The sequence below is a fragment of the Aeromonas enteropelogenes genome, assembly GCF_000819845.1.
GTDB classification, from domain to species: domain Bacteria; phylum Pseudomonadota; class Gammaproteobacteria; order Enterobacterales; family Aeromonadaceae; genus Aeromonas; species Aeromonas enteropelogenes.
The window spans coordinates 39954-64943 of the sequence record NZ_CDCG01000031.1 but is presented as its reverse complement, the minus strand read 5'-3'; the positions used below and the strand labels follow the sequence as shown (position 1 = coordinate 64943).

Annotated in this window: 22 protein-coding genes; 12 read left to right on the top strand and 10 right to left on the bottom strand. The window is 60.3% G+C overall.

All coding sequences use genetic code 11. From position 1 onward, the window contains the following. Positions 1-312: 312 nt before the first annotated feature. The 4 genes from hemG to pepQ are packed head-to-tail and all read right to left on the bottom strand — an operon-like array spanning position 313 to position 4278. The gene (gene hemG, locus BN1123_RS11470) at positions 313-837 is read right to left on the bottom strand and encodes a menaquinone-dependent protoporphyrinogen IX dehydrogenase (RefSeq protein WP_042027112.1); all 525 of its coding nucleotides are present in this window, start codon (positions 835-837) and stop codon (positions 313-315) included. 7 nt (positions 838-844) lie between these two features. Then, positions 845-2302 carry a TrkH family potassium uptake protein gene (locus BN1123_RS11465; RefSeq protein WP_042027111.1) on the bottom strand — a complete coding sequence of 486 codons (1458 nt, stop codon included), beginning with the start codon at positions 2300-2302 and terminating at the stop codon, positions 845-847. Positions 2303-2338: 36 nt separating this feature from the next. Continuing rightward, positions 2339-2956 carry a YigZ family protein gene (locus tag BN1123_RS11460; RefSeq protein ID WP_042027110.1) on the bottom strand — a complete coding sequence of 206 codons (618 nt, stop codon included), beginning with the start codon at positions 2954-2956 and terminating at the stop codon, positions 2339-2341. Then, positions 2956-4278 carry a Xaa-Pro dipeptidase gene (gene pepQ, locus BN1123_RS11455; RefSeq protein WP_042027109.1) on the bottom strand — a complete coding sequence of 441 codons (1323 nt, stop codon included), beginning with the start codon at positions 4276-4278 and terminating at the stop codon, positions 2956-2958. The genes BN1123_RS11460 and pepQ overlap by 1 nt, the downstream gene beginning before the upstream one ends. 191 nt (positions 4279-4469) lie before the next feature. Between pepQ and BN1123_RS11450 the strand changes: the two genes are divergently transcribed. The 6 genes from BN1123_RS11450 to BN1123_RS11425 all read left to right on the top strand — a co-directional run bounded on the left by BN1123_RS11450 (position 4470) and on the right by BN1123_RS11425 (position 13659). After that, entirely contained in the window at positions 4470-6407 is a 1938-nt protein-coding gene (locus tag BN1123_RS11450) for an acetoacetate--CoA ligase (protein ID WP_042027108.1), read from the top strand. Positions 6408-6609: 202 nt separating this feature from the next. Beyond that, on the top strand, positions 6610-8757 hold the full coding sequence (fadB, locus tag BN1123_RS11445; RefSeq protein WP_042027107.1) for a fatty acid oxidation complex subunit alpha FadB: 2148 nt from the start codon (positions 6610-6612) through the stop codon (positions 8755-8757). A 21-nt stretch (positions 8758-8778) separates the two neighbouring features. Then, complete coding sequence (gene fadA, locus BN1123_RS11440; protein ID WP_042027106.1) at positions 8779-9942, top strand: acetyl-CoA C-acyltransferase FadA; 1164 nt, start codon at positions 8779-8781, stop codon at positions 9940-9942. Positions 9943-10196: 254 nt separating this feature from the next. Continuing rightward, entirely contained in the window at positions 10197-10919 is a 723-nt protein-coding gene (locus BN1123_RS11435; RefSeq protein ID WP_042027104.1) for a response regulator, read from the top strand. 51 nt (positions 10920-10970) lie between these two features. Next, positions 10971-12413 (top strand): ATP-binding protein, encoded by a 1443-nt coding sequence (locus BN1123_RS11430; protein ID WP_042027102.1) that lies wholly within the window; start codon positions 10971-10973, stop codon positions 12411-12413. A 7-nt stretch (positions 12414-12420) separates the two neighbouring features. Next, on the top strand, positions 12421-13659 hold the full coding sequence (locus tag BN1123_RS11425; protein WP_042027101.1) for an ABC transporter substrate-binding protein: 1239 nt from the start codon (positions 12421-12423) through the stop codon (positions 13657-13659). A gap of 69 nt (positions 13660-13728) precedes the next feature. On the opposite strand, the gene BN1123_RS11420 is transcribed toward BN1123_RS11425, so the two are convergent. Further along, positions 13729-13923, bottom strand: coding sequence for a hypothetical protein (locus BN1123_RS11420; protein ID WP_042027100.1), 195 nt, complete (start codon positions 13921-13923; stop codon positions 13729-13731). Between the two features lie 169 nt (positions 13924-14092). On the opposite strand from BN1123_RS11420, the gene tusA reads away from it, so the two are divergent. Both tusA and BN1123_RS11410 read left to right on the top strand, forming a co-directional pair. Further along, positions 14093-14338, top strand: a complete 246-nt coding sequence (gene tusA / locus BN1123_RS11415; protein WP_026456802.1) for a sulfurtransferase TusA — start codon at positions 14093-14095, stop codon at positions 14336-14338. A 20-nt stretch (positions 14339-14358) separates the two neighbouring features. Continuing rightward, complete coding sequence (locus BN1123_RS11410) at positions 14359-14706, top strand: RidA family protein (protein WP_042027098.1); 348 nt, start codon at positions 14359-14361, stop codon at positions 14704-14706. A gap of 104 nt (positions 14707-14810) precedes the next feature. On the opposite strand, the gene BN1123_RS11405 is transcribed toward BN1123_RS11410, so the two are convergent. Next, on the bottom strand, positions 14811-15467 hold the full coding sequence (locus tag BN1123_RS11405) for an OmpA family lipoprotein (RefSeq protein ID WP_042027097.1): 657 nt from the start codon (positions 15465-15467) through the stop codon (positions 14811-14813). Between the two features lie 146 nt (positions 15468-15613). Next, complete coding sequence (locus BN1123_RS11400) at positions 15614-16210, bottom strand: DNA-3-methyladenine glycosylase I (protein ID WP_042027096.1); 597 nt, start codon at positions 16208-16210, stop codon at positions 15614-15616. Between the two features lie 209 nt (positions 16211-16419). Between BN1123_RS11400 and glyQ the strand changes: the two genes are divergently transcribed. Further along, complete coding sequence (glyQ, locus tag BN1123_RS11395; protein ID WP_005339464.1) at positions 16420-17343, top strand: glycine--tRNA ligase subunit alpha; 924 nt, start codon at positions 16420-16422, stop codon at positions 17341-17343. Between the two features lie 9 nt (positions 17344-17352). After that, on the top strand, positions 17353-19422 hold the full coding sequence (glyS, locus tag BN1123_RS11390; RefSeq protein WP_042027095.1) for a glycine--tRNA ligase subunit beta: 2070 nt from the start codon (positions 17353-17355) through the stop codon (positions 19420-19422). 180 nt (positions 19423-19602) lie between these two features. Here glyS and BN1123_RS11385 read toward each other — a convergent pair whose 3' ends face one another. Further along, on the bottom strand, positions 19603-20166 hold the full coding sequence (locus tag BN1123_RS11385; RefSeq protein ID WP_156130554.1) for a hypothetical protein: 564 nt from the start codon (positions 20164-20166) through the stop codon (positions 19603-19605). 309 nt (positions 20167-20475) lie between these two features. On the opposite strand from BN1123_RS11385, the gene BN1123_RS11380 reads away from it, so the two are divergent. Together BN1123_RS11380 and BN1123_RS11375 are read left to right on the top strand one after the other, a co-directional pair. Continuing rightward, positions 20476-21423, top strand: a complete 948-nt coding sequence (locus BN1123_RS11380) for a transposase (RefSeq protein ID WP_042027093.1) — start codon at positions 20476-20478, stop codon at positions 21421-21423. Between the two features lie 383 nt (positions 21424-21806). Further along, positions 21807-22211, top strand: coding sequence for a g-type lysozyme inhibitor (locus tag BN1123_RS11375; protein WP_042027091.1), 405 nt, complete (start codon positions 21807-21809; stop codon positions 22209-22211). Between the two features lie 71 nt (positions 22212-22282). Here BN1123_RS11375 and BN1123_RS11370 read toward each other — a convergent pair whose 3' ends face one another. Further along, positions 22283-23509, bottom strand: a complete 1227-nt coding sequence (locus BN1123_RS11370; protein ID WP_042027089.1) for an aromatic amino acid transporter — start codon at positions 23507-23509, stop codon at positions 22283-22285. Positions 23510-23759: 250 nt separating this feature from the next. After that, positions 23760-24977: a 4Fe-4S binding protein gene (locus tag BN1123_RS11365; protein ID WP_042027087.1), complete on the bottom strand. Its 1218-nt coding sequence runs from the start codon at positions 24975-24977 to the stop codon at positions 23760-23762. Between the last annotated feature and the right edge of the window lie 13 nt (positions 24978-24990).

Genomic DNA, 24990 nt, shown 5'->3' with positions numbered 1-24990 from the left:
ATTCAAATTGTTAAAGAGCGCTACGCTTGTCGCGTTGAGGAAGCGCATATTACGCCTCTCACTTCGAAAGTCAAGCGATTGTTTTCGCTTTTCTTTCGGCGCCGGCTTCTTAGTGAAGCTGGCTCATCAGGTTGGCGTGAACCGCCGTGCTGGTGAGGGCGCATTATAGGGAACCGCGCCGGGATGACAAGGGGAAAACTGCAAAAAATGACACTTTTTGCAGTTTTTAGTGCCAACCGCTTTTTTATTAAACAAAAGCCCCGTTATCACGGGGCTTTTGTATGCCAAGGCATCGATCAAAATATTCGGTTGCTATCTTTTTGCCCAGAATTCCCGGGCAAATGCCCGTACTTTTTCCCAATCGGTAAACTCGATGTCTTTACTGGTATCCGTGCTGCCACCGGTGATCTTCATGATCAGCTGAATGATGCGGGTCTGCCACCAGTTGTAGCGGGAATACTGCAGCGCTCCGGCAAATACCCCCAGGGTCTTTGGCTTCCAGGGAGAGAGGCGCAAGAACTTCTTCATATAGGCGTTGGTCTGCGGCGTCTGCTTCTCGGGCTTGCGGGCGGTCAGGTTGACGCAGAAGAAGGCGGCATTGGCCACTTCCAGCTGCTCTTCATGGGCATGAATAAAGCTGAGCAGGCTGGGATGAAAATGACCATAGCGGATAGATGCGCCGATCAGCACCTTCTTGTACTTGCTGAGGTTGCACATCGGCAAGGTGTGCAAATCATGCATCACTACATCGCATCCCGGCATCTCTTCCAGCATGACATCAATAATTTTACGGGTTTGGCCATCCCGAGAAGAATAAAGCACCAGAATCTTGTCCATAACAACCTCAGCTACGCCAGAATGCAGGAGTAAACAGTACCAGAAGCGTAAAAATTTCCAATCGGCCAAACAACATAGCCAGGATCATTATCCATTTGGCGGTTTCACTGGTATCAGCGAAGTGAGGCGCCACCGCCCCCAAGCCCGGCCCCAGGTTGTTGAGAGTCGCCACGACGGCTGAAAATGCAGTGAGTTCATCCATGCCCGTCGCCATCAACCCCAACATACACAAAATGAAGATGATGGCGTAGGCGGCAAAGAACCCCCACACGGCCTCAATGACTCGCTCGGACAGCGCCTTGTTGCCCAGCTTGATGCGATAGACAGCCCTCGGGTGGATCAGACGCTTGAGCTCCCTCACCCCCTGCAGATGCAGCAACATCAGACGCACCACCTTGATCCCGCCGCCGGTACTCCCGGCGCAGCCCCCCACAAACGAGGAGAACATCAGCAGTACCGGCAGGAACAGCGGCCATTCGGAAAATCCTGCCGTACTGAAGCCAGCCGTCGTAGCGATGGAGACCGACTGGAACAGCGCATGGTCCAGGGTTTCCTTCCAGTTGTCGTAGTTGCCGTGTGCCATCAACACCAGGAAGCAGACGAGTGTCAAAGCCAGCTGGATGGCAAGGAAGACCTTCACTTCGGGATCCCGCAGATAGACCCCGATCCGCAATGGCCGATGGGTGAAGGCCGCAAAGTGCAGAGTGAAATTCACCCCAGCGATCAACAGAAAGATCACCGTGATGAGGTTGATGGTCGAGCTGTTGAAGTAGCCCATGCTGGCATCGTGGGTCGAGAATCCACCGATCGCCACGGTGGCAAAGGAGTGGCAGATGGCATCGAACAACGTCATTCCTGCCACCCAGAATGCCAAGGCACAGACAGTGGTGATGAACAGGTAGATGTACCAGAGCGCCTTGGCCGTCTCGGCGATACGCGGGGTCACCTTGTTGTCCTTGACTGGCCCCGGGATCTCGGCACGGTAGAGCTGCATGCCACCGATACCGAGCAGCGGCAGTATGGCAACCGCCAGCACGATGATCCCCATGCCTCCCAGCCATTGCAGCAGCTGGCGATAGAACAGGAACGCCTTGGGCAGCTCATCTAGCCCGGTCAGCACAGTTGCCCCTGTGGTCGTCAACCCGGAAAAGGATTCGAAAAAGGCCTCTGAAACCGACATGTCAGGCACGTCACCCAGCATAAAGGGCAAGGCACCGACGCTGCCAAGTACGGTCCAGAACAGCACCACGATGAGGAACCCCTCTCTGGAACCCAATTCCCGCTTGTGATGACGATTGGGAAACCAGAGTGCCACCCCGAGCAGCAGGGCAATCACAAAGGCACTGACAAATTCAGAACCGCCCCCATCCCGATAGCCAAACGCCACCAGCGCTGGCAACAACATGGTCGAGCTGAACAGCGCCACCAGCAGGCCAACAATGCGGATAATGCTCAGGATGTGCATTCCTGCTCCCTATCAATAATCAAAGAGCGATGGATTCTAGCCATCTAAGGGGCCAAGGGATACCCGCCCATGAGTCCGATCGGTCAATTCCCGAGCGACCTGAGCCCAGACGGACGATTCCCAGGCCACCTGCAGGGAGACCTGTTGACCATACTCGGCCGCCAGCACCTCGCCACCATAGTTGCCAACCAGAGCTTCGACCACCCCCATATCACCGTAATCGCAGTGGATGATAGAAGGGGTGCGCGGTACCTTGAATAATGTGGTCAGCTGCTTGAGGGCGGCTCCGACGCCACCGCCATAGGCCTTGACCAGACCGCCGGTGCCAAGCTGGATCCCGCCGTAATAGCGCACCACCACGGCGCAGATCTCGCCAAGACCGGAACCCATCAGCTGGGCCAGGATAGGTTTGCCCGCCGTCCCCGAGGGCTCACCATCATCGCTGAAGCCATAGACTTGGCTGTCTTGCGGGTCGCCCGCCACAAAGGCCCAGCAGTGGTGACGGGCCGCTGGGTGTTGTCGTTTGACCTCGTTCACCCACGCCTTGGCGGCCTCCACCGTCGGGGTATGGGCGATCAGGGTGATGAAGCGGCTCTTCTTGATCTCTTCGCTGAGCTCCAGCGGTGCAGCCGGGATGGAATAGGCAACCGCCATCAGAGCCCTGCTTGTCTGGTCATGTTCTCCACCCCGTCGGCATGCAGCACCACGTTATCTTCGATGCGGATGCCACCAAACGGGCGCAGCGCTTCCACCTTGTTCCAGTTGACTCGTTTGCCCTGTTCGCCTTGGCGCAGCGGCTCCAGCAGGGTGTCGATAAAGTAGAGCCCCGGTTCGATAGTGAACACCTGGCCCACCTCCATCACCCGGGTACAGCGCAGATAGGGGAACAGCTCGGGCGCCGCCAGATGGGTGCCACGTTCGTCCTGCATGAAGCCACCGGCATCGTGCACCTGCAGACCGAGGAAGTGACCGAGGCCATGGGGGAAGAAGACATTGGTCACCCCTGTGTTGATCATCTCGTCCACCGACATGTCCACCAGCTCGGTGGCCTGCAGCAGGCGCGCCAGCTTGTGGTGCATCAGCAGGTGCAGCTCGCTGTAACGGCGACCCGGCTTGATCTCCTTGATGATTTCCTGCTGCTGCACATCCAGCGCGGCAATAAGGTCGGCAAACTCGCCACGGCGCCACGCCCAGGTACGGGTAATGTCGGAGGCATAGCCATGAAAGTCGACGCCGGCATCGATGAGGAAAGAGTAACGCTCGGCATCCGGCACCCGCAGGGCGGAAAGGTGGGTGTAGTGCAGGATGGCTGCATTGCGGTTGATGGCGACGATATTGCCGTAGGGCGCCTCATTGGCCCCCTGCCCGACCGCCTTCATGTAGGCCAGGTTGATCTCGAACTCGCTTGCCCCCGCCATGAAGGAGTCCTTGGCTGCGATATGGCCGCGCACCCCGATCCGGTTCGCCTCACGCAGGCACTCCAGCTCGTAGTCCGTCTTGTAGGCGCGGTGATAATGCAGGTAGTTGAGGACCGCCTCCGGATTGGGCTGGGTCAGCCCCAGCAAGCCGGCCACCTCGAGATGTCCGCCCAGATAGGCCCACTCCTGCTTGTCGGCAGGCAGATGATCCGCCACCTGCTCAGGTCGGGTGAGGAAGCGAATCTCGAAGAAGTCGACCCAGAAGGCGTTGGGCAAGTCCGCTACCTTGTGCCAGAAATCCACTGGACGATAGAACAGCAGCACCGGCTTGCTCACGCCGTCCACCAGCAACCAGCAGTGGGGATTGTCCAGCACCGGCAACCAGGCCTTGAAGTGCGGGTTCACCTTGAAGGGGTAATCCTGATCGTCGAGGAAGATGCGATGCGTCTGGCCGGAGTGGATGGCCAGCCCGCTGAGCCCCTGCTGTTGCAGAATGTCGCGGGTACGCTGCTGCAAGGTATCGAGGTGCTGGGCAAAAAGTTGGCTGTAGCTGCTCATGGCGTCCTGCTCCGAGGTGAATGTGATTGCAGCATAACATCATGCACGGTGAGGCTCGACCCGTCACGCTGCCGCTTCGTGAGGTAACGCATACGTTACAAAACGTTTGTTATCAACAAGAAACCAATAATTAACAAATGAAGAACAATTCAATACACTGCCGGTAGATAACATGAAGTCAGGGATCACTCATGGACAACCTCCGCCTGTGGCAACCGGATCCGCTCAGGATGCAGCAATCCAACCTCTATCGCTTTATGGCCGAGGTCAATCGCTTCCATGGCCTGCAGCTGCAGGACTATCCCCAGCTCTATCAGTGGTCGGTGGAAAAGACGACCCGCTTCTGGCCGCTGGTGTGGCAGCATTGTGGCGTCAAGGGGGAGCTCGGCAACATAGTGGCGGAGAACCGCCAGGATATGCAGCGCACCCGCTGGTTCCCGGACAGCCGGCTCAACTTTGCCGAAAACCTGTTACGCCGCCAGGATGATACGCCGGCCATCATCTCTCGCATCGAAGGAGGTGCCAGTCGCACCCTGAGCTGGCGCGAGCTGGCAGATCAGGTGGCCCGGCTGGCCCAATGGCTGCGCAGCCAGGGCATAGGCCGTGGCGATGTAGTAGCGGCCTATCTGCCCAATATTCCGGAAACCGTGGTGGCCATGCTGGCGACCACCAGCCTGGGGGCGATCTGGACCTCTACCAGCCCGGATTTTGGCGAGGCCAGTGTGGTGGAGCGCTTCGGCCAGACCCGCCCCAGAGTGCTGTTTGCGGTGGATGGCTATCGCTATAACGGCAAGGCCATCGACATTCAGGATAAGGTGGCGGGCGTCGTCGGACAGATCGACAGCATAGAGCAGACTGTGCTGATCCCCCTGCTGAACCACTCATTGCAGCTTGGCCACGACTGGCGCCAGATCCTGGCCGGTCAGCCGGATGCAGGTCTGCAGTTCGAGCCCATGGCCTTCAACGATCCGCTCTACATCCTCTATTCGTCCGGCACCACCGGCAAGCCCAAGTGCATCGTGCACGGCATCGGCGGCACCCTGCTGCAACACCTGAAAGAACACCAGCTGCACTGCGACATCAAGCCGGGGGAGCGTATCTTCTACTTCACCACCTGCGGCTGGATGATGTGGAACTGGTTGGTGAGCGCGCTCGCCTCCGGCGCCACCCTGGTGCTCTACGATGGCTCCCCCTTCTACCCGGACGGCAACGTGCTGTGGGATCTCGCCCGCGACGAAGAGGTCGCCCTGTTCGGCACCTCCGCCAAGTATCTCGACGCGCTGCACAAACAGGGTTATGCCCCCATCAAGACCCACAAGTTGCCGCAGTTGCGGCTTATCTGCAGCACAGGTTCCGTGCTGTCGCAGGAGGGGTTCGACTACGTCTATGAGCAGATAAAAACAAATGTACAACTGTGCTCCATCTCCGGCGGCACCGACATCTGCTCCTGCTTCGTCATCGGCAACCCGCTCAGCCCCGTCTATCGCGGCGAGAGCCAGGGGCGCGGCCTCGGCCTCGCTGTGCAGGTGTTCAACGAGGCGGGCCAGCCGGTGCAGGGGGAAAAGGGCGAGCTGGTCTGCACCAAGCCCTTCCCGGCCCAGCCCATCGGCTTCTGGGGAGATGAGAGCGGCGAGAAATACCACGCCGCCTACTTCGAGCGGTTCGACAACATCTGGTGTCACGGCGACTGGATCGAGCTGACCGCGACCGGCGGCATCCTCTTCTATGGCCGCTCCGACGCCACCTTGAATCCGGGAGGCGTGCGCATCGGTACCAGCGAGATCTACCGCTACGTGGAGCAACTCGACGAGGTGGAGGAGAGCATCGTCATCGGCCAGCAGTGGCAGCAGGACGAGCGGGTGGTGCTGTTCGTCAAGCTCAGGGCTGGCCTCAAGCTGGATGATGCCCTGCGCGAGCGCATTCGCCAGCAGATCCGCCAGCACTGCACCGCCCGTCACGTGCCCGCCCGCATCCTGCAGGTAGACGCCATCCCCCGCACCAAGTCCGGCAAGATAGTGGAGCTGGCAGTACGGGAAGTGGTGCACAACCGGCCTGTCAACAACACCCACGCCCTCGCCGACCCCGAGGTGTTGAACCAGTACCGCAACCGGGCGGAGTTGGCCAGCTGACAAAAATCTCAGTTCACAACAGGCGCCGCAAGGCGCCTATTTTTATCCGTTTTGTGATGGCGAGCCGCCCCACAAAAACTGTTAAACAAATGTTTTAAATAGGTGTTGAAAATGTCTCCTTTTGGATCAATAGTGAGCCTCGCCCCCTGCTGGGGATAAAGGAGCACCACGCCCCACTGTGTGGGAACAAGGAGACACTCTCATGATCTACCAAGGCGAAACCCTGTCGGTCAGCTACCTGGAAGACGGCATTGCCGAGCTCAGGTTCGACGCACCGGGTTCAGTCAACAAGCTGGATCGCACCACCCTGCTCTCCCTGAGCGAAGCGATCGCCGCATTACAACAAGAACGTGAACTAAAAGGTCTGATCCTCACCTCCGGCAAAGACGCCTTCATCGTCGGCGCCGATATCACCGAATTCCTGGAACTGTTCGATTTGCCGCAGGAAGATCTGCTCGGCTGGCTGAAAAAGGCCAACGACATCTTCAACGCCATCGAAGATCTGCCGGTGCCGACCCTCTCCGCCATCAAGGGCCACGCCCTGGGCGGCGGCTGCGAGACCATTCTCTCCACCGACTTCCGGCTGGCCGACACCACGGCCAAGATCGGCCTGCCCGAGACCAAGCTCGGCATCATGCCCGGCTTTGGCGGCACCGTCCGTCTGCCGCGAGTGATCGGCGCCGACAACGCACTGGAATGGATCACCACCGGCAAGGATTACCGTGCCGATGACGCCCTCAAGGTGGGTGCCATCGATGCCGTGGTCGCCCCCGACGCGCTGCAGAGCGCCGCCGTGCAGATGATCAGGGACGCCATCGCGGGCAAGCTGGACTGGCAGGGCCGCCGCGCCGTCAAGAAGGCCCCGCTGCGCCTCTCCAAACTGGAAGCCATGATGAGCTTCACCACCGCCGCCGGCATGGTTGCCGCCGTGGCGGGCAAACACTATCCGGCGCCGATGGCCGCCGTGAAGACGGTGGAAGCCGCCGCCGGCATGGGCCGTGACGACGCGCTGGCCGCCGAAGCCGCCACCTTCATCAAGCTGGCCAAAACCGACGTAGCCAAGGCGCTGGTCGGCATCTTCCTCAACGATCAGCACATCAAGGCGCTGGCCAAGAAGGCCGCCAAGCAGGCAAACAAGGCCACCGGCCATGCCGCCGTGCTGGGTGCCGGCATCATGGGGGGCGGCATCGCCTACCAGTCCGCCAGCAAGGGCATCCCGGCGGTGATGAAGGACATCAACGAGAAGGCGCTGGCACTTGGCATGGGCGAAGCCACCAAGCTGCTCAACGGCCAGCTCGAGCGCGGTCGCATCGACGGCATCAAGATGGGCCAGGTGCTCTCCGCCATCACCCCGACCCTCAGCTATGACAACGTCAAGCATGTGGACGTAGTGGTCGAGGCCGTGGTCGAGAACCCGAAAGTGAAGGCGGCCGTGCTGAGTGAAGTGGAAGGCGTGATCGGCGAAGACGCCGTGCTCGCCAGCAACACCTCCACCATCCCCATCTCCCTGCTGGCCAAGAGCCTGAAGCGCCCAGAGAACTTCTGCGGCATGCACTTCTTCAACCCGGTGCACCGCATGCCGCTGGTGGAGATCATCCGCGGCGAGCAGACCTCCGATGAAACCATCAACCGCGTGGTGGCCTACGCTGCCGCCATGGGCAAGTCCCCGGTCGTAGTCAACGACTGCCCGGGCTTCTTCGTCAACCGGGTGCTCTTCCCCTACTTCTTCGGCTTCAACAAGCTGGTCGCCGATGGCGCCGACTTCGCCGCCGTCGACAAGGTGATGGAGAAGGAGTTCGGCTGGCCCATGGGCCCCGCCTACCTGCTGGACGTGGTCGGCATCGACACCGGCCACCATGCCGGTGATGTGATGGCGCAGGGCTTCCCGGCCCGCATGACCAAGGAGGGCCGTACCGCCATCGACGTGATGTACGAGGCGAGCCGCTTCGGTCAGAAAAATGGCAAGGGCTTCTACGCCTACGAGGCCGACAAGAAGGGCAAGCCGAAGAAGGTGGCCGACGCCGCCAGCTACGAGCTGCTGGCCCCGATTGCCAAGCCGAAACAGGATTTCGACAAGGACGCCATCATCGCCCGCATGATGATCCCGATGATCAACGAGGTGGTGCTCTGTCTGGAAGAGGGCATAGTCGCCACGCCAGCCGAAGCCGACATCGCGCTGGTCTACGGTCTGGGCTTCCCTCCCTTCCGCGGCGGCGTGTTCCGCTATCTGGACACCATTGGTCTGGATCGCTACGTGGCCATGGCCGACCAGTATGCCGACTTGGGCCCGCTCTATCGCGTCAGTGACAAGCTGCGTGAGATGGCCGCCCAGGGCAAAACCTTCTACTGATTGCGGAAAGGAGATCCATTCATGAAAGACGTAGTCATTGTCGACTGTATCCGGACCCCGATGGGCCGGTCCAAGGGCGGCGCCTTCCGCAACGTGCGTGCAGAAGACTTGTCCGCGCACCTGATGAAATCCATCCTGCTGCGCAACCCCAACCTCGACCCGAACGAGATCGAGGATATCTACTGGGGCTGCGTGCAGCAGACCCTGGAGCAGGGCTTCAACATTGCCCGCAATGCCGCCCTGCTGGCCGGCATCCCGAAACAGGTGGGGGCGGTTACCGTCAACCGCCTGTGCGGGTCCTCCATGCAGGCGCTGCACGACGCCTCTCGCGCCATCCAGGTGGGTGACGGCGACATCTTCATCATCGGCGGCGTCGAGCACATGGGTCATGTGCCCATGAGCCACGGGGTGGACTTCCACCCCGGCATGGCCAAGTCGGTGGCGAAAGCCTCCGGCATGATGGGGCTGACCGCCGAGATGCTCGGCAAGCTGCACGGCATCAGCCGTCAACAGCAGGACGAGTTTGCCGCTCGCTCCCACCGCCGTGCTCACGCCGCCACCGTGGAAGGGCGTTTTGCCAAGGAGATCGTCGGGCTGGAAGGGCACGACGCCAGCGGCACCCGCTTCTTCTACGACTATGACGAGGTGATCCGCCCCGAGACCACGGTCGAAACGCTGAGCCAACTGCGCCCAGTGTTCGACCCGGTCAACGGCACCGTCACCGCCGGCACCTCCTCGGCCTTGTCCGATGGCGCCGCCGCCATGCTGGTGATGAGTGCGGACCGCGCCAAGGCCCTCGGCCTCACGCCCCGCGCCAAGGTACGTGCCATGGCCATCGCCGGCTGCGACGCCGCCATCATGGGTTACGGCCCGGTGCCGGCCACCCAGAAGGCGCTCAAGCGAGCCGGTCTAACCGTCGGCGACATCGATCTGTTCGAGCTGAACGAGGCGTTTGCCGCCCAGTCCCTCCCCTGCGTGAAGGATCTGGGTCTGCAAGACCTGGTGGACGAGAAGGTGAACCTGAACGGCGGCGCCATCGCCCTGGGTCACCCCCTGGGCTGCTCCGGTGCCCGCATCTCCACCACCCTGATCAATCTGATGGAGGAGAAGGACGCGACCCTGGGCGTGGCCACCATGTGCATCGGCCTGGGTCAGGGCATCGCCACCGTGTTCGAGCGAGTGTAACTGTATCCCCCGGACCGGTCCGCCGGGCCGGTCAGACTGCCCCGCCATCGAGTCTGTGGAGTGCGCCACACGGGGTGCACTTCTGTCGTCAGCATCTGCGTCTTGGCCGGCCCGTTTGGGTCGGCCTTTTTTATTTGCACGGCAGGATATGGGAGGATATTGCCCATAACCTCACATTAGATGGGGGGCTTGCTTGCTTTTTGCTCCCCCGACAGGTTCAATCTGCACAAAAAAATGGGTGGATGCACATACATATGTCAACGAGCAAACAACTGCTGATCGTCGACGACGACCAAGAGATCCGCGAGCTGCTCAATGAATACCTGACCAGGGCTGGCTTCGAGGTATTGACCGCAGCGGAGGGCAACGAGATGCGTCAGCAGCTCGCCCAGCACAGCCCGGACCTCATCATTCTCGATATCATGATGCCTGGCGACGACGGTTTTACCCTCTGCCAGCAGATCCGTCGCGACTCTCAGGTCCCCATCATCATGCTGACCGCCGCCTCCGACGAGGCTGACCGGGTGATCGGGCTGGAACTCGGTGCCGACGACTACATCGCCAAGCCGTTCAGCCCGCGCGAGCTGCAGGCCCGCATCAAGGCGCTGCTGCGCCGCGCCGAATTTCGCCAGCCGGAGAAAGAGAAGGAGCCGAGCCGTCGGCTGCGCTTCGCCGAGTGGACCCTGGATACCCTGAGCCACCAGCTGACTCACGAAGATGGCAGCCTGCTGGATCTCTCCGGCAGCGATGCCATGCTGCTCGGCATGTTCCTGCAGCAGCCCGGCGTGGTGCTGGACCGGGATACCATCTCGGACGCCACTCGCGGTCGCGAGAGCCTGCCGATGGAGCGCGGCATCGACGTACAGATCAGCCGACTGCGCCAGAAGCTGGGTGACAACGGCAAGAGCCCGCGCATCATCAAGACCATTCGCGGCAGCGGCTACATGCTGATCGCCGAGGTTCACGAGCTCCCATGACGAGCAGACAGGTAGCAACAGCATGCTGATCGACCACAGGCACGAACGGCCATGACCAATAAATGGTCCTGGGGGATACTGGTGCCCCGCTCCCTGCTATCGCGGATGCTGCTGCTGTTGCTGCTGGCGATCCTGCTCTCCCAAACCATTCTCACCGGCATCTGGATGCAACAGATCCAGAAGCGGGAGCTGGAGGGGATGCTCAGCACCACCCGCAACCTGGCGCTATCGGCCGCCTCCACCGTCAACTTCTTCAAGTCGCTGCCGCTGCAGTATCGCCACATCGCCCTGGACCAGCTGCGCAACATGGGGGGCAGCCGCTTCTTCGTTTCCCTGAACGAGGAGGAGATCCACATCAGCGCCATTCCGGACAGCGAACGCAAGATGCTGGTGCTGCAGGAGGTCGAGGGGGTGCTGAGCCGCAAGCTCTCCGACGCCATGGCGATCAAGGTGGATTTCTCCCGGCCCGAGGATCTCCACGTCTTCAACAACGACACCCTGCTGGCGGATCTCCCCTCCTCCTGGGCCCGCTATACCCTGTCGCTGGAACCCATCAACCCGCCGGTGCTGGTGACCCAGATCGAGATAGAGCCGGGCGAGTGGCTCTATCTGGCCGCCCTGCTGCCGGCCCCTTACATGACGCTGGATGACACCGTCATGCCGAGCAACCAGGTGCGCTTCATCGCCCTGATGACGGTGTTCCTCTGCTTCTTTACCTTCATGCTGGTGCGCTGGCAGACCCGGCCCCTGCGCCGCCTCGCCAAGGCGGCGGTCAACCTCGGCAAGGATATCGACCAGCCACCCCTTCGGGAGGAAGGCGCCTCCGAGATCGTCGCCGCCACCCGCGCCTTCAACATCATGCAGCACCGCATCCGGCGCTATATCGATGATCGGGAGCGGTTGTTCAGCTCCATCTCCCACGACCTCAAGACCCCCATCACCCGGCTGCGGTTGCGGGTCGAGCTGCTCGACGACGAAGTCCAGATCGGCAAGTTCAACAAGGATCTCGACGAGCTGGAGCTGATGGTCAAGGGGGCGCTGCAGACGGTAAAAGAGACCGACATCCACGAGAACATCGAAGAGATCGACATCAACGCCCTGCTGGAGCAGATGGCCGAGTCGATGAACCTGCACGACGAGCGACTGACCATAGAAGGGCACTGCAAGTGGCCCTATCGCGGCAAGCTGCTGGCCCTCAAGCGCTGCATCGGCAACCTGGTGGACAACGGCATCAAATATGGCCAGAAGGTGCGCATCATCATCATGGACGACGAGGAGATGCTGATCCTCTTCATCATGGATGAGGGCCCCGGCCTGCCGGAAGATCAGTTCGAACGCATCTTCGAGCCCTATTACCGACTCAGCACGGATCAGGCCGGGACCGGCCTCGGGCTCGGCATTGCCCGAAACATCGCCCATGCCCACGGCGGCGATCTGGTGCTGGAAAATCGTCCGCAAGGTGGCCTGCAGGCCACACTCTCCCTGCCAAGGTAGTACTCCCATGAAGTGGCTTCCCCTCACCCTATTTGCTCTGTTGTCCGGTTCTGCCAGCGCTTCCCAGGTGGAGGTGCTGCACTGGTGGACATCCGGGGGCGAGGCAAAAGCAGTCGAGGTGCTCAAATCCGAGTGGATCGCCAAGGGCAACGAATGGAACGACTTCGCGGTGCAGGGTGGTGGTGGCAAGAGCGCCATGACGGTGCTGAAAAGCCGGGCGCTGGCAGCCAATCCGCCGGAGGCGGCCCACCTCAAGGGATTCGAGCTCAAGGAGTGGGCCGGTCTCGGCTTCCTGCGCGATCTCTCCCCCATGGCCGAGCACCTCGGCTGGTATGACAGCATGCCCCCCATGGTGCGGGAGACCCTCAGCCAGAACGGCGCCCTGATGGCGGTGCCCACCGGCATCCACCGGGTCAACTGGCTGTGGCTCAACCACAAGATTTTCGACAAGTACCAGCTCACCCCGCCTACCGACTGGGCCCAGTTCGTGGCGGTCGCCGAACGGCTCAAAAAGCGCGGGATCACCCCGCTGGCCATTGGCAACGAACCCTGGCAGCTGGCGGTACTGTTCGAAACGGTGGCGCTCGGTGAAGGGGGCAAGGAGTTCTACCGCAAGGCCTTTATCGAACAGGACAATGACACCCTGACCGGCCCCGTGATGGTGAAGGTGTTGACCCGCTTCCAGCAGCTGCGCGCCTATGTGCCGGAGAAATACGCCGGACTGAAGTGGCACCAGGCCACCAACCTGCTGGAGAGCGGTGGCGCCGCCATGCAAGTGATGGGGGACTGGGTCAAGGGGGAACTGAGCGCCGGCAACTACCGGCCTGGCGAGGACGTGGCCTGCCTGCCAAGCCCGGGTAGCGAGGGACTGTTCAGCTACAATCTGGACTCCATCGCCATGTTCAAGCAGCGGGATCCTGCCCAGCTGCAGGCCCAGGGCGAGCTGGCCAGCCTGCTGATGACTCCCTCCTTCCAGCAGGAGTTCAACCGGGTCAAGGGTTCGATCCCGGCACTGGTCAACCCGGACATGAGCAAGTTCGATCGCTGCGCCGTGCGCTCCTATCAGGACTTCCTGCAAGCCGAGAAACAGCACAACCTGCTGCCCAGCATGGCGGAGGGGATGGCCACCTCCACCAACATGCGCCAGGCAATCTTCGATGTGCTGAGCAACTTCTTCAACGACCCCAGAGCCAACCCGCAGCTGACGGCGCAACATCTGGAGCGGGCCATGCGCTCGACCCGCTGATAAGCCACCGGACGGCGGAAATGACAAAGGCGGAGTTGCTCCGCCTTTGTGGTGAACCCTGCATCAGGTTCAAGGTTGATCGTTCTCGTCCTCATCTTCTTCGTCGTAGTAATCGCTGAGCTCGATCCAGAGCCCCAATCCAACCATCACCAGAGAACCGAACCAGGTGCCTGTGTTCCCGATCGGGCTGCCCATCACTATCATGGCGAAAGACAAGAACCCCATGCCTGCGTAGGCCTGCAATCTGCCGTAGGAGACTTGCATATTCACCTCCTTGTTGAATATGGTGCAATTTTTATATTACTCATCCGGCGCAAGGTGGGTAGGCCCGTGACAACATTTCAGTTACATGTGCCAAGAAAAGGCCGATAATTTGCTTATTTTTTAGCCCTGAGTATCATTGGCAGCCGAATTGGTTGAAGGTTAACAAGAGATGAGTGATTTATTCTGCGATGCAAACCATGAGTTGGACGCGATCGGGCTCCGTTGTCCGGAACCCGTGATGATGGTGCGCAAAAAAGTACGCCTGATGGCCGAGGGTGAGACCCTGCTGGTCAGCGCCGATGATCCCTCAACCACCCGCGACATTCCCAGCTTCTGCCGCTTCATGGATCACACCCTGATCGCCAGTGAGACAGAACAGGCCCCCTATCGCTATCTGATCCGCAAGGGTCAGTGAATCCTGCACCGGAGCACACCATGACAACCATTACCCGTATCGGCACTACTCAGCGTTGGTCAGACGTGGTCATCCATAACGGCACCCTCTATGTGGTGGAAGTGCCTGCCAGCGAAGAGGCCGATATCCACCAGCAGACCCGCGAGGTGCTTGAGAGCCTGCAACGCCTGCTGGAAGCCAACGGCTCCGGCGTCGACAAGATCCTGATGGCCAACATCTATCTCAAAGATATCGCTGACATCGCCGCCTTCAACGAGCAGTGGGATGCCTGGATCCCGGCAGGTACCGCCCCCGTCCGCGCCTGCGTCCAGGCCCGCCTGGCCCACGAAGGCTACAAGGTGGAAGTGCAGCTGACTGCAGCGGTCTGACCCGAAACGGCATGGCCCCGACGATACATAGTCATCCGGCCACTGGATAACAAAAGGCCCCGCCATCGCTGGCGGGGCCTTTTCGTAGACGACAACCGGACCGATTAACCGATCGGGGTCAGGGTGATAGTCACCCGGCGGTTCTGGGCCTTGCCTACGGCCGTGCTGTTGGTGGCGATCGGCTGATCCGGACCCACGCCGTAGGTGGAGATGCGGCTACCGCTCACGCCCTGGCCAATCAGCTGGGCGGCGACGGCGTCGGCGCGCTCGCGGGAGAGACGCATATTCAGCTCGCGAGAGCCGGTGCTGTCGGTGTGACCGACCACGTTCAGGCGGGTCTTGTCGAACTCGGAGACCACCATGGCCACGCCGGACAGGGTGTTGGCACCGGCCGCTTTCAGCTGGGCGCTGGAGCTGTCGAAGGTGACGTTGTTCGGCATGTTGAGGATCAGCTGATCACCGTTGCGGGTCACGCTGACGCCAGTGCCCTGCAACTTCTCGCGCAGCTTGGCCTCCTGCACGTCCATGTAGTAACCGATACCACCGCCCAAGGCGGCGCCGGCGGCCACGCCGGTCAGAATGCCCTTCTTGCGATCGCCCTTGCTGGAGGAGAGTGCCCCCACGGCCGCCCCGGCCGCCGCACCCGCCAGCGCGCCCCAGGCGCCCTTGGAAGTCTGGGATTCACCGGTATAGGGGTTGGTAGTACAGCCGCTCAGGGCAACGGTCAGCGCCAGAGCTGGCACCAGAATCTTGGCTCGCATGGAAAAAACCTCTGTAAAAACAATCCGGCACCATGCCGGGGGCCGGATTGTAGCGTGCCATCGCGCCATTGTCTGACGCAGACCTGAACGGCTGACGAGAGTGCTGGTTTTTTATGCTAAACCGAGTGAGGCCACCACGCGGCTGGCTACCCGCGGACCTGATCAGCTGGCCTCATCACCTGCTGGCACTCGGCGTGACAGGGGCAGGTCACCAGATGATCGTTCACCATCCCCACCGCCTGCATGAAGGCGTAGCAGATGGTGCTGCCGACGAAGGTGAAGCCGCGCTTCTTGAGCGCCTTCGACATGGCATCCGACTCCGGCGAGGTCGCCGGAATGTCGCCGTTGCCCTGGCGCTGGTTGACGATGGGGGCGCCGCCGACAAAGCCCCACAGATAATCGACAAAGTCGATGCCTTCGGCCTCCAGCGCCAGATAGGCGCGGGCGTTTTTGATGATCGACTGCACCTTGAGCCGGTTGCGGATGATGCCGGTATCCTGCATCAGCCGTTCCACATCCTGCTCGTCGAACTGCGCGATGCGCACCGGATCGAAATCGGCATAGGCGCGATGGTAGCTCTCGGTGCGCTTCAGGATGGTGATCCACGACAGCCCCGCCTGCTGGCCGTCGAGGCAGAGCTTGGCAAACAGCTCGCGCGAGTCATGGACCGGCCTTCCCCACTGCTTGTCATGGTATTCGATGTATTCCGGGTCTTTGGTCACCCAGGCGCAACGCAACTCCATTCCCTCTCTCCTGTCATTTCATCCAATCCCCGGGGTCGATGCCAACCCGGGCGTGGGAGTGCCCACAACCCCTCCCGCCCAGGCCCGGCGCAGCGCCATCACATTAATCCGCTGTAATTTCGCCTATTATCCGACCATGCCAGACGGTATACTCCTTCGGTTCACATTCAGCAAATCTTGCTCTGATTTCATTTCGCGCGAAAAAAATTATGCAAAAATTCGATGTCAAAACCTTTCAGGGCCTGATCCTGCAGCTGCAGGACTATTGGTCCCGCCAGGGCTGTACCATCATTCAGCCGCTGGATATGGAAGTGGGTGCCGGTACTTCTCACCCCATGACCTGCCTGCGCGCCTTGGGCCCCGAGCCCATCGCCTGCGCCTACGTGCAACCGTCCCGCCGTCCGACTGACGGCCGCTACGGTGAAAACCCGAACCGCCTGCAGCACTATTACCAGTTCCAGGTGATCATCAAGCCTTCCCCCGACAACATTCAGGAACTCTATCTGGGCTCCCTGAAAGAGCTGGGCATGGATCCCGAGATCCACGACATCCGCTTCGTGGAAGACAACTGGGAAAACCCGACGCTGGGTGCCTGGGGCCTGGGTTGGGAAGTGTGGCTGAACGGCATGGAAGTGACCCAGTTCACCTACTTCCAGCAGGTTGGCGGCCTCGAGTGCAAGCCGGTGACCGGCGAGATCACCTACGGTCTCGAGCGTCTGGCCATGTACATTCAGGGCGTCGACAGCGTCTACGACCTGGTCTGGTCTGACGGCCCGCTGGGCAAGACCACCTACGGCGACGTGTTCCACCAGAACGAAGTGGAGCAATCCACCTACAACTTCGAACACGCCGATGTGGAGTTCCTGTTCCACTGCTTCGAGCAGTACGAGAAGGAAGCCCAGAATCTGCTGGCACTGGAAAAACCGCTGCCGCTGCCTGCCTACGAGCGCATCCTCAAAGCCGCTCACTCCTTCAACCTGCTGGATGCCCGCAAGGCCATCTCGGTCACCGAGCGTCAGCGCTACATCCTGCGCATTCGCACCCTGACCAAGGCCGTGGCAGAGGCATACTACGCCTCCCGCGAAGCGCTGGGCTTCCCTATGTGTCAGCGCAGTGAGAACAAGCAAGGTTAAGGAACGGACATGGCACAACATACATTTCTGGTAGAGATCGGTACTGCTGAGCTGCCGCCCAAAGCCCTGCGCTCCCTGGCCGAAGCCTTTGCCGACAACTTCAAAGCCGAGCTGACCAAGGCCGATCTAGCCTTTGGCGACGTCGAGTGGTTTGCCTCCCCGCGCCGTCTGGCGTTGAAGGTGCACGCACTGGCTGGCGAACAGCCGAGCAAGAGCGTCGAGAAGCGCGGCCCGGCCGTGGCCCAGGCGTTCGATGCCGAAGGCAAGCCGACCAAGGCCGCCGAAGGCTGGGCCCGTGGCAACGGCATCACCGTTGAGCAGGCCGAGCGTCTGGTCACCGACAAGGGCGAGTGGCTGGTTCACACCGCCAAGGTCGAAGGCCGTCCGGCCAAAGAGTTGTTGGGCGAACTGGTTGCCTCTGCTCTGGCCAAGCTGCCCATCCCGAAAATGATGCGCTGGGGCGACAAGACCATCCAGTTCGTGCGTCCGGTCTTTACCGTGACCCTGCTGCTGGATGGCGAGCTGGTCCCCGCTCACATTCTGGGTATCGACTCTGCCCGCACCATCCGCGGTCACCGCTTCATGGGTGAGAGCGAGTTCACCATCGACAACGCCAGCCAGTACCCGCAGATCCTGCAGGAGCGCGGCATGGTGATTGCCGACTTCATGGCGCGCAAGGCCAAGATCAAAGCTGACGCCGAAGCGGCCGCTGCCGCCTTCGGTGGCGTGGCCGATCTGGACGACGCCCTGCTGGAAGAAGTGACCGCCCTGGTCGAGTGGCCTGTGGTGCTGACCGCCAACTTCGAAGAGAAGTTCCTGGCCGTGCCGGCCGAAGCGCTGGTGCACACCATGAAGGGTGACCAGAAGTACTTCCCGGTCTACGACAAGAACGGCAAGCTGCTGCCGAAGTTCATCTTCGTCACCAACATCGAGTCCAAAGACCCGAGCCAGATCATCAGCGGCAACGAGAAGGTGGTTCGCCCCCGTCTCTCTGACGCCGAGTTCTTCTTCAAGACCGACCTCAAGCAGACCCTGGCCTCCCGCCTACCGCGCCTTGAAACCGTGCTGTTCCAGCAACAGCTGGGCACCGTCAAGGCCAAGGTCGAGCGTATCGAAACCGTCGCCGGCTTTATCGCCGAGCGTATCGGCGCCGATGTGGCTCAGGCCAAGCGTGCCGGTCTGCTCTCCAAGTGTGATCTGATGACCAACATGGTCGGCGAGTTCACCGACACCCAGGGTGTCATGGGGATGCACTACGCCCGTCACGATGGCGAAGACGAAGCGGTTGCCGTGGCCCTCAACGAGCAGTACATGCCGCGCTTTGCCGGTGATGCCCTGCCGTCCGGTCTGGTTGCCTGCGCCGTCGCGCTGGCCGACAAGTTCGACACCCTGGCCGGCATCTTCGGCATCGGCATGCTGCCGAAGGGTGACAAGGACCCGTTCGCCCTGCGTCGCGCCGCCATCGGTGCCCTGCGCATCATGACCGAGAAGCAGCTGGATCTGGATCTGGTTGAACTGGTTGAAGAAGCGGTACGCGTCTACGGCGACAAGCTGACCAACAAAACCGTCGTCACCGACGTGGTCGACTTTATGCTGGGCCGCTTCCGTGCCGCCTATCAGGACGAAGGCATCGGTGCCGACGTGGTGCTGGCCGTACTGGCCCGCCGCCCGACCCGTCCGCTCGACTTCGATCGTCGCGTCAAGGCCGTCAGCCACTTCCGCACGCTGGATGCCGCCCTGGCACTGGCTGCCGCCAACAAGCGCGTGAGCAACATTCTGGCCAAGGTCGAAGGCGAACTGCCGACTGCCGTCAAACCGGAACTGCTGGTCGATGCTGCCGAGAAGGCGCTGGCCACCCAGGTTGCAGCACTGCAATCCGAGCTGGCCCCGCTGTTCGCCGCCGGTGACTATCAGGCTGCCCTCACCCGTCTGGCCGCCCTGCGCGAGCCGGTCGATACCTTCTTCAACGAAGTGATGGTGATGGCCGACGACGAAGCCCTCAAGGCCAACCGTCTGGCGCTGCTGAACAACCTGCGCAACCTGTTCCTGCAAGTGGCGGATATCTCCCTGCTGCAGTGATGTTGGTCGGGTAAGTGATATTAAAAGCGGCGCCGTAAGGCGCCGTTTTTTTGTATTATTCTGTTTTAGAGAGATTACTTTATTTATGTTTTAGGGGAGGCTACAAATTTGAAAAAAATACCGTGCGCAATTTTAACGTGCAGGAGTAGATGAAAACAGAGCAATCCATCACCTCAAGAACTATTTACCGAGACCCACATCTAAAATAGATCTTAACTTGGCATTTCTATTTCCAGTCATAAAATACTCTAACCAATATTCAAAATTCTCTAGAAAAATATCGTAATATTCCACCCTAAAGTGTGATGTTATTTTAGTTGTTGATGAGGTTTTCGCCGCCGAGATGGTAAGTTCTGTCTTTATTTCTACCATATTCATGTCTGCCGCTTTTATTTTACCCTTATTTATAATTGTTTTTTTATCCTTTGTTGCTGCTCTAACACTATGTTTATAGGCATTTGCTAAATCATTTAATTCAGACATAAAGAGATGTTTATGTAGGATGCCAGTTCTAAAATCTTTCAACGTCACACGTTCAACAAGCTCGTCATAGTTATCAAAATAAATATAATCAATAATATTATTCATTGACTCGATTGCGTTAACAAAATACCTGAATACATCCATACCAAACTCACTAGCATTAGTTAGCCTGTCTCGAGTATAATACTGATTAAAATCCCTTCCATTCGGAAGTACGATACAACCTATATATTCAACGTGATTACTAAAACATCCAAACATATAAAGCCACACCTAATTAACAAAGAATTGTTTAATTGTATAGAAGATCTCACTTATAAATTGAGTGAGATCTCACGAAACCCGTAGATTCAATTAGTCTGTAGGTTCGATTAGCCGTCAGGCGTAATCGGACGTTCGCGTAAATGGATTCTCCCGCCATAACGGCCAGCCTAATTCCACCCTCCGGTTGGCCGACACGGTTACACGGCAACAACCACAATCAAAACCTCTAAAAGCTGGGACACCCATCTCTTTGACAACCACATAGCTGGCTGCTTGGCTTGATATATCACTGCTGAGGACGTTGCCATGACCATCGCCCGTTCACGCCAGATCAGCCTCGCCGATACGCCTTACTACCATGTGGTCAGCCGCTGTGTCCGGCGGGCCTTTCTCTGCGGTCAGGATGAGCACTCCGGCCAAAGCTACGAACACAGGCGCCAATGGGTTGCCGACAAACTGGGCCAGCTGTCGCAGGTCTTTGCCATCGGTATATGCGCCTATGCCGTGATGAGTAATCACTATCATCTGGTGCTCAAGGTGCAGGCCGATATTGCCAATAAGTGGAGCGAGCGGGAAGTGGCAGAGCGCTGGGCTCGCCTGTTTCAGTGGCCCTTGCTGGTAAGGCGCTGGTATCAGGGTGATGAACTGATAGAGCCCGAGTTGGACGTGGTGCACCAGCTGATAGGTCAGTGGCGAGAGCGCCTCTATTCCATCAGCTGGCTGGTGCGCCTGCTGAATGAGTCGCTGGCCCGCCAGGCCAATCAGGAGGACGGTTGCAAAGGCCACTTCTGGGAGGGGCGCTTCAAGAGCCAGGCCCTGCTCACAGAGTCGGCGGTGTTGGCCTGCATGGCCTATGTTGACCTCAACCCCATTCGGGCCGGCATTGCCACTACGCCGGAAGAGAGCCATTTCACCAGCATCCAACAACGAATTGAACAGACAGCGGATCCCGTCAATCCGACCCCATTGCTGTTGCCTTTTGCCAAGGAAGGCAATGAAGCCCTTCCCTGCAGTTTTGCCGACTACCTGACCCTGGTGGACTGGACAGGACGCGCGATCCGCCTGGATAAGTGTGGCCATATCCCGCATCATCTTGCCCCCGTCTTGCAACGCCTGGGTATGCATGAGGAGCAATGGTTGGGACAGGTCACTCTGTTTCGACGCCACGGCATCCGGGCGGTTGGTGACAGAGTCTGCTGCCAACGTTATGCCGAGCATTGCGGCCAGACCCGATGTTACCAACCCCATTTATGACATCAGCTTGGTGTACACCTTGATGAACTTCTGACACCAGCCTCGTGCCCGCACCGAGGCACAATAACCCCTTGCCGCCGAGTAGCCCTTTCCCGTACTTCAACCAATCGATCCTATCTGTCGCCGCTCTCCCCGATGATGTTCCATGCTCAGCGACCCTCAAATCAGCCAACCTGCAAACGCGCCTCTTCTGGTTATTCATCTTCCCCCAAGGTGGATGTCCCGAAACAGGAATCCCAATATCTTCCATAGGTGGGTGTCCCAAAACAAAACCAAAACAAAGCGAGAACCGCTGCGGCGCGTATAGGCAGCTCGCCGATTTAGTCATATCTTGTCAGGGCGGCTCTGCCTGGGTGACAGGGCCACATCCATAAGGAGCCAAGATGAAACGAGCAATCACGGCCGCATTGCTGGTCGTAACCATGGCCGCCGGGGTGCAGGCCGCCGACAAAATCACTACGGTACCGGTGCAGTTTGCCAAGGGAGCCCACAGCGCCCAGGTAAAAGGCAACTTCTCCGGTTACGACACCATCCACTACACCCTGGTTGCCAAGGCGGGCCAGACCATGACGGTCAAGATCGGCGGCAGCAGCAACGCCAACTTCAATGTCTTTGCTCCCGGTGCCATCCCGGGTCAGGCCGAGGCGCTGGGTCGCAATGATGGCAATGGTCAGTGGCAATCGGCCCTGCCCACCTCGGGCAAATACCTGATCCAGGTCTATCAGATGCGCGCCTCCGCCCGCCGCGGCGAGCAGGTGCCCCACACCCTGTCAGTCAGCATCCAGTAACCGGCCTGCTGTGCTTAAGCCATAAAAAACGGCGCCCGCAGGCGCCGTTTTTCTCTTTCCATGTCCGTGACCTAGCCGGTATAGGCAGGCAGCAATCCCGCCATATTGAGCAGGTGGAAGGCGGCGGTCAGCACACCAAACAGGATCACCAGGGCGATCATGACGATGCCGCCCGGGGCACGGAAGCCCTCGTGCTTGCCCCCTTGTTGACCCTTGCCAGCGCGCACCTTCCACGCCAGCAGAGGCGGAATGATGCAAGTCCACAGGGTGGCCACGGCGCCCGCATAGCCGATGGCCACCAGGAAGCCGAACGGGAACAGCAGCGAGAGCACCAGCGGCGGCAGGAAGGTCACCGCCCAGGACTTGGCGCGGCCACCGCGGCTGTTGTCAAACTTGAACAGGTCCGCCAGGTAGTCGAACACCCCGAGCCCCACCCCGATGAAGGAGGAGAGGATGGCCGCCATGGAGAAGGCGTTGAGGGCGCTTGCCACCGCTTTGGACTCGATCACCGAGCCGAGCGCCTTGAGCAGGGCGTCTACGTTGCCGCCCTGTTCGATCACCGGGCCGAACTCGCTACGCGGCAGATTGCCGAACACGCTCAGCAACCAGACGGTGTAGAAGGCCAGGGCGATAACGGTCCCTCCCAGAATGGCGCGGCTGGCACGGCGCTCCTCGCCATAATAGGCGCGCATCGACGACACCGAGTGGTGATAGCCGAACGAGGTGAGCGCCACCGGCAGCATGCCGAGGGCGTAAGGGGCGTAGCTGGCGTGCTCGCTCATCCGGTCAAACAGCAGCTCGGGGCTAATCTTCATCGACAGACCCGAGATGCCGAAGGCGAAGCTCAGCATCATCAGGATGATGAGCAGCACCGAGATGCGATCCACCGCCCGGGTGGAGTGCCACACCAGGGCCGAGAAGACCAGGGTGAACAGTACTGAGGCGCCGTGGCTGCCGATCCCCGTCATCTCCTGGATGATGAGGCCGGACGAGGTAATGTAGGCGTAGAGCAGGATGCCACCGACGAAGTAAACGCTCAGGTTGTTGAGGGCATTGATCTTCTCCCCCAGCAGATCCCGGGTCACGGTGTCGAAGGAGACGCGCAGCGGATAGCCCTTGTAGGATTCGAGCAGCATCCAGCCCGATACCGTCATCACCACCATGGTCAGCGCCACCGCAAGCAGGGACCAGAGGGTCCAGGCACCCGCCCCGGCACTCGGCAAGCCCAGCATGCCGGCCCCCACACAGACGCCGGCAATGATGCATGCCCCGCCCACCAAGGATGGTTTGTGTTCCATAAATCCCCTTTACTCCTGCCCTGTTTGCACTGCAAAGAAATGGCGCAGCCATGGCTACGCCCTGACGGCCGCCCGCACGCTGGCAGGCGACAAGATGTTGTTTTCATAAAGAAGATGAAACATAAAGCGGGCTCGTTCGAAAATGTTTCAACGCCCCTGCTCAACGTTTCACCCGTGCGACTTTACCTGCCAGCCCGTCAGGTATCAAATCCCGTGCCCTATTCGAAGGCAGATCACCCGCCCCGGCCACTCAATGGCTAAGTTGCGGCAGGATTTGAAGCAGATGGCTGCGCACCTCCAGCGGGGTCTGGCTGACCCAGAATCCCAGCACACCATAGGCGAGCAGCGGCAAGATCAGCAACAACAGGCAGAGCAGCGCCAGCAGCCAGCGAGGCATGAGCCGACGACGCCGGGTGCCCAGCGCGAGGGCATCGGCCCGCTTCGGGCAGGCAGCCACACAGCTCAGGCAGCTGGTGCATTCGAGGCTGCGCACCGCAATCAGCTGGTGCACCTGGATACGGGACGGGCAAGCCCGGCTGCACTTGTCACAATCGTGACCGACGCTTCGCAGGCAGCGGGCCGGATCCCGGCGGATGCGCAGGGGCGTCAGCAGGCCCAGCAGGGCGAGCCAGGCACCATAAGGGCAGAGATAGCGGCAGAAACCCTGACGGAAAGCGGCGGTGAGCAGCAAAACCCAGCCGAGACACAGGCCTGAGATCAGGGCCAGGTTGAAGAAGAAGGCCCCCATCTTCATGTCCGCCGCCTGGTGATAGGTGCTGGCGAAGTAGCCGGGCAGGGCGGCATCCGGTACCGCGAGCAGCACGATGAACAGCAGAAAGCCAAGCACCAGAAACTTCTGGCCACGCAGGATCAGATCCAGCCAGAGCGGCGGCGTCCATTCCCCTGGCAATACCCGGCTGCGCAGCCGATGCAGCCACTCCCCCGCCAGGCCAAGCGGGCAGAACCAGGCGCAGAACGCCCGCCCAAACAGCAGGGCCGACAGAGAGAGCACCAACACTGTGACGGTGGCGGCCGGATGGTGGGGATCCATGATGCCCTGGCTCAGCCAGGCCCGCAGCCCGAGCCCGCCGGCGATGGGCAGGAAGCCATCCACCACGTCCGGGCGCATCAGCCAGGGAGGCGTTCCCTGCCCCAGTTGCCAGATATAAAGGCCATATTGCACCGTCACCAGCCCCCAGGAAAGCAGCAGCAGGTGGCGAGTCCAGGCCCGCAGCAACTGGCCGTCGAGCTGACCCAGAAGTGGCAATAGCCGGGTTCGGCTGAGCAAGGCGAGCGCCGCAACCACCAGCCCCAGTGCGAACCAGAGGGTGACATCCGCCGCCACCAGCCAGGCGGCAGCCAGCAGGGAGAGAGAGAAGAACCAGGAGCGACCGGCCCTCTCCTGCCACTGCAACAGCACCAGATAGACCAGGCCACAGGCCAGGGTCACGGCTTCGATCAGGCTCACTCTTCCCTCACTA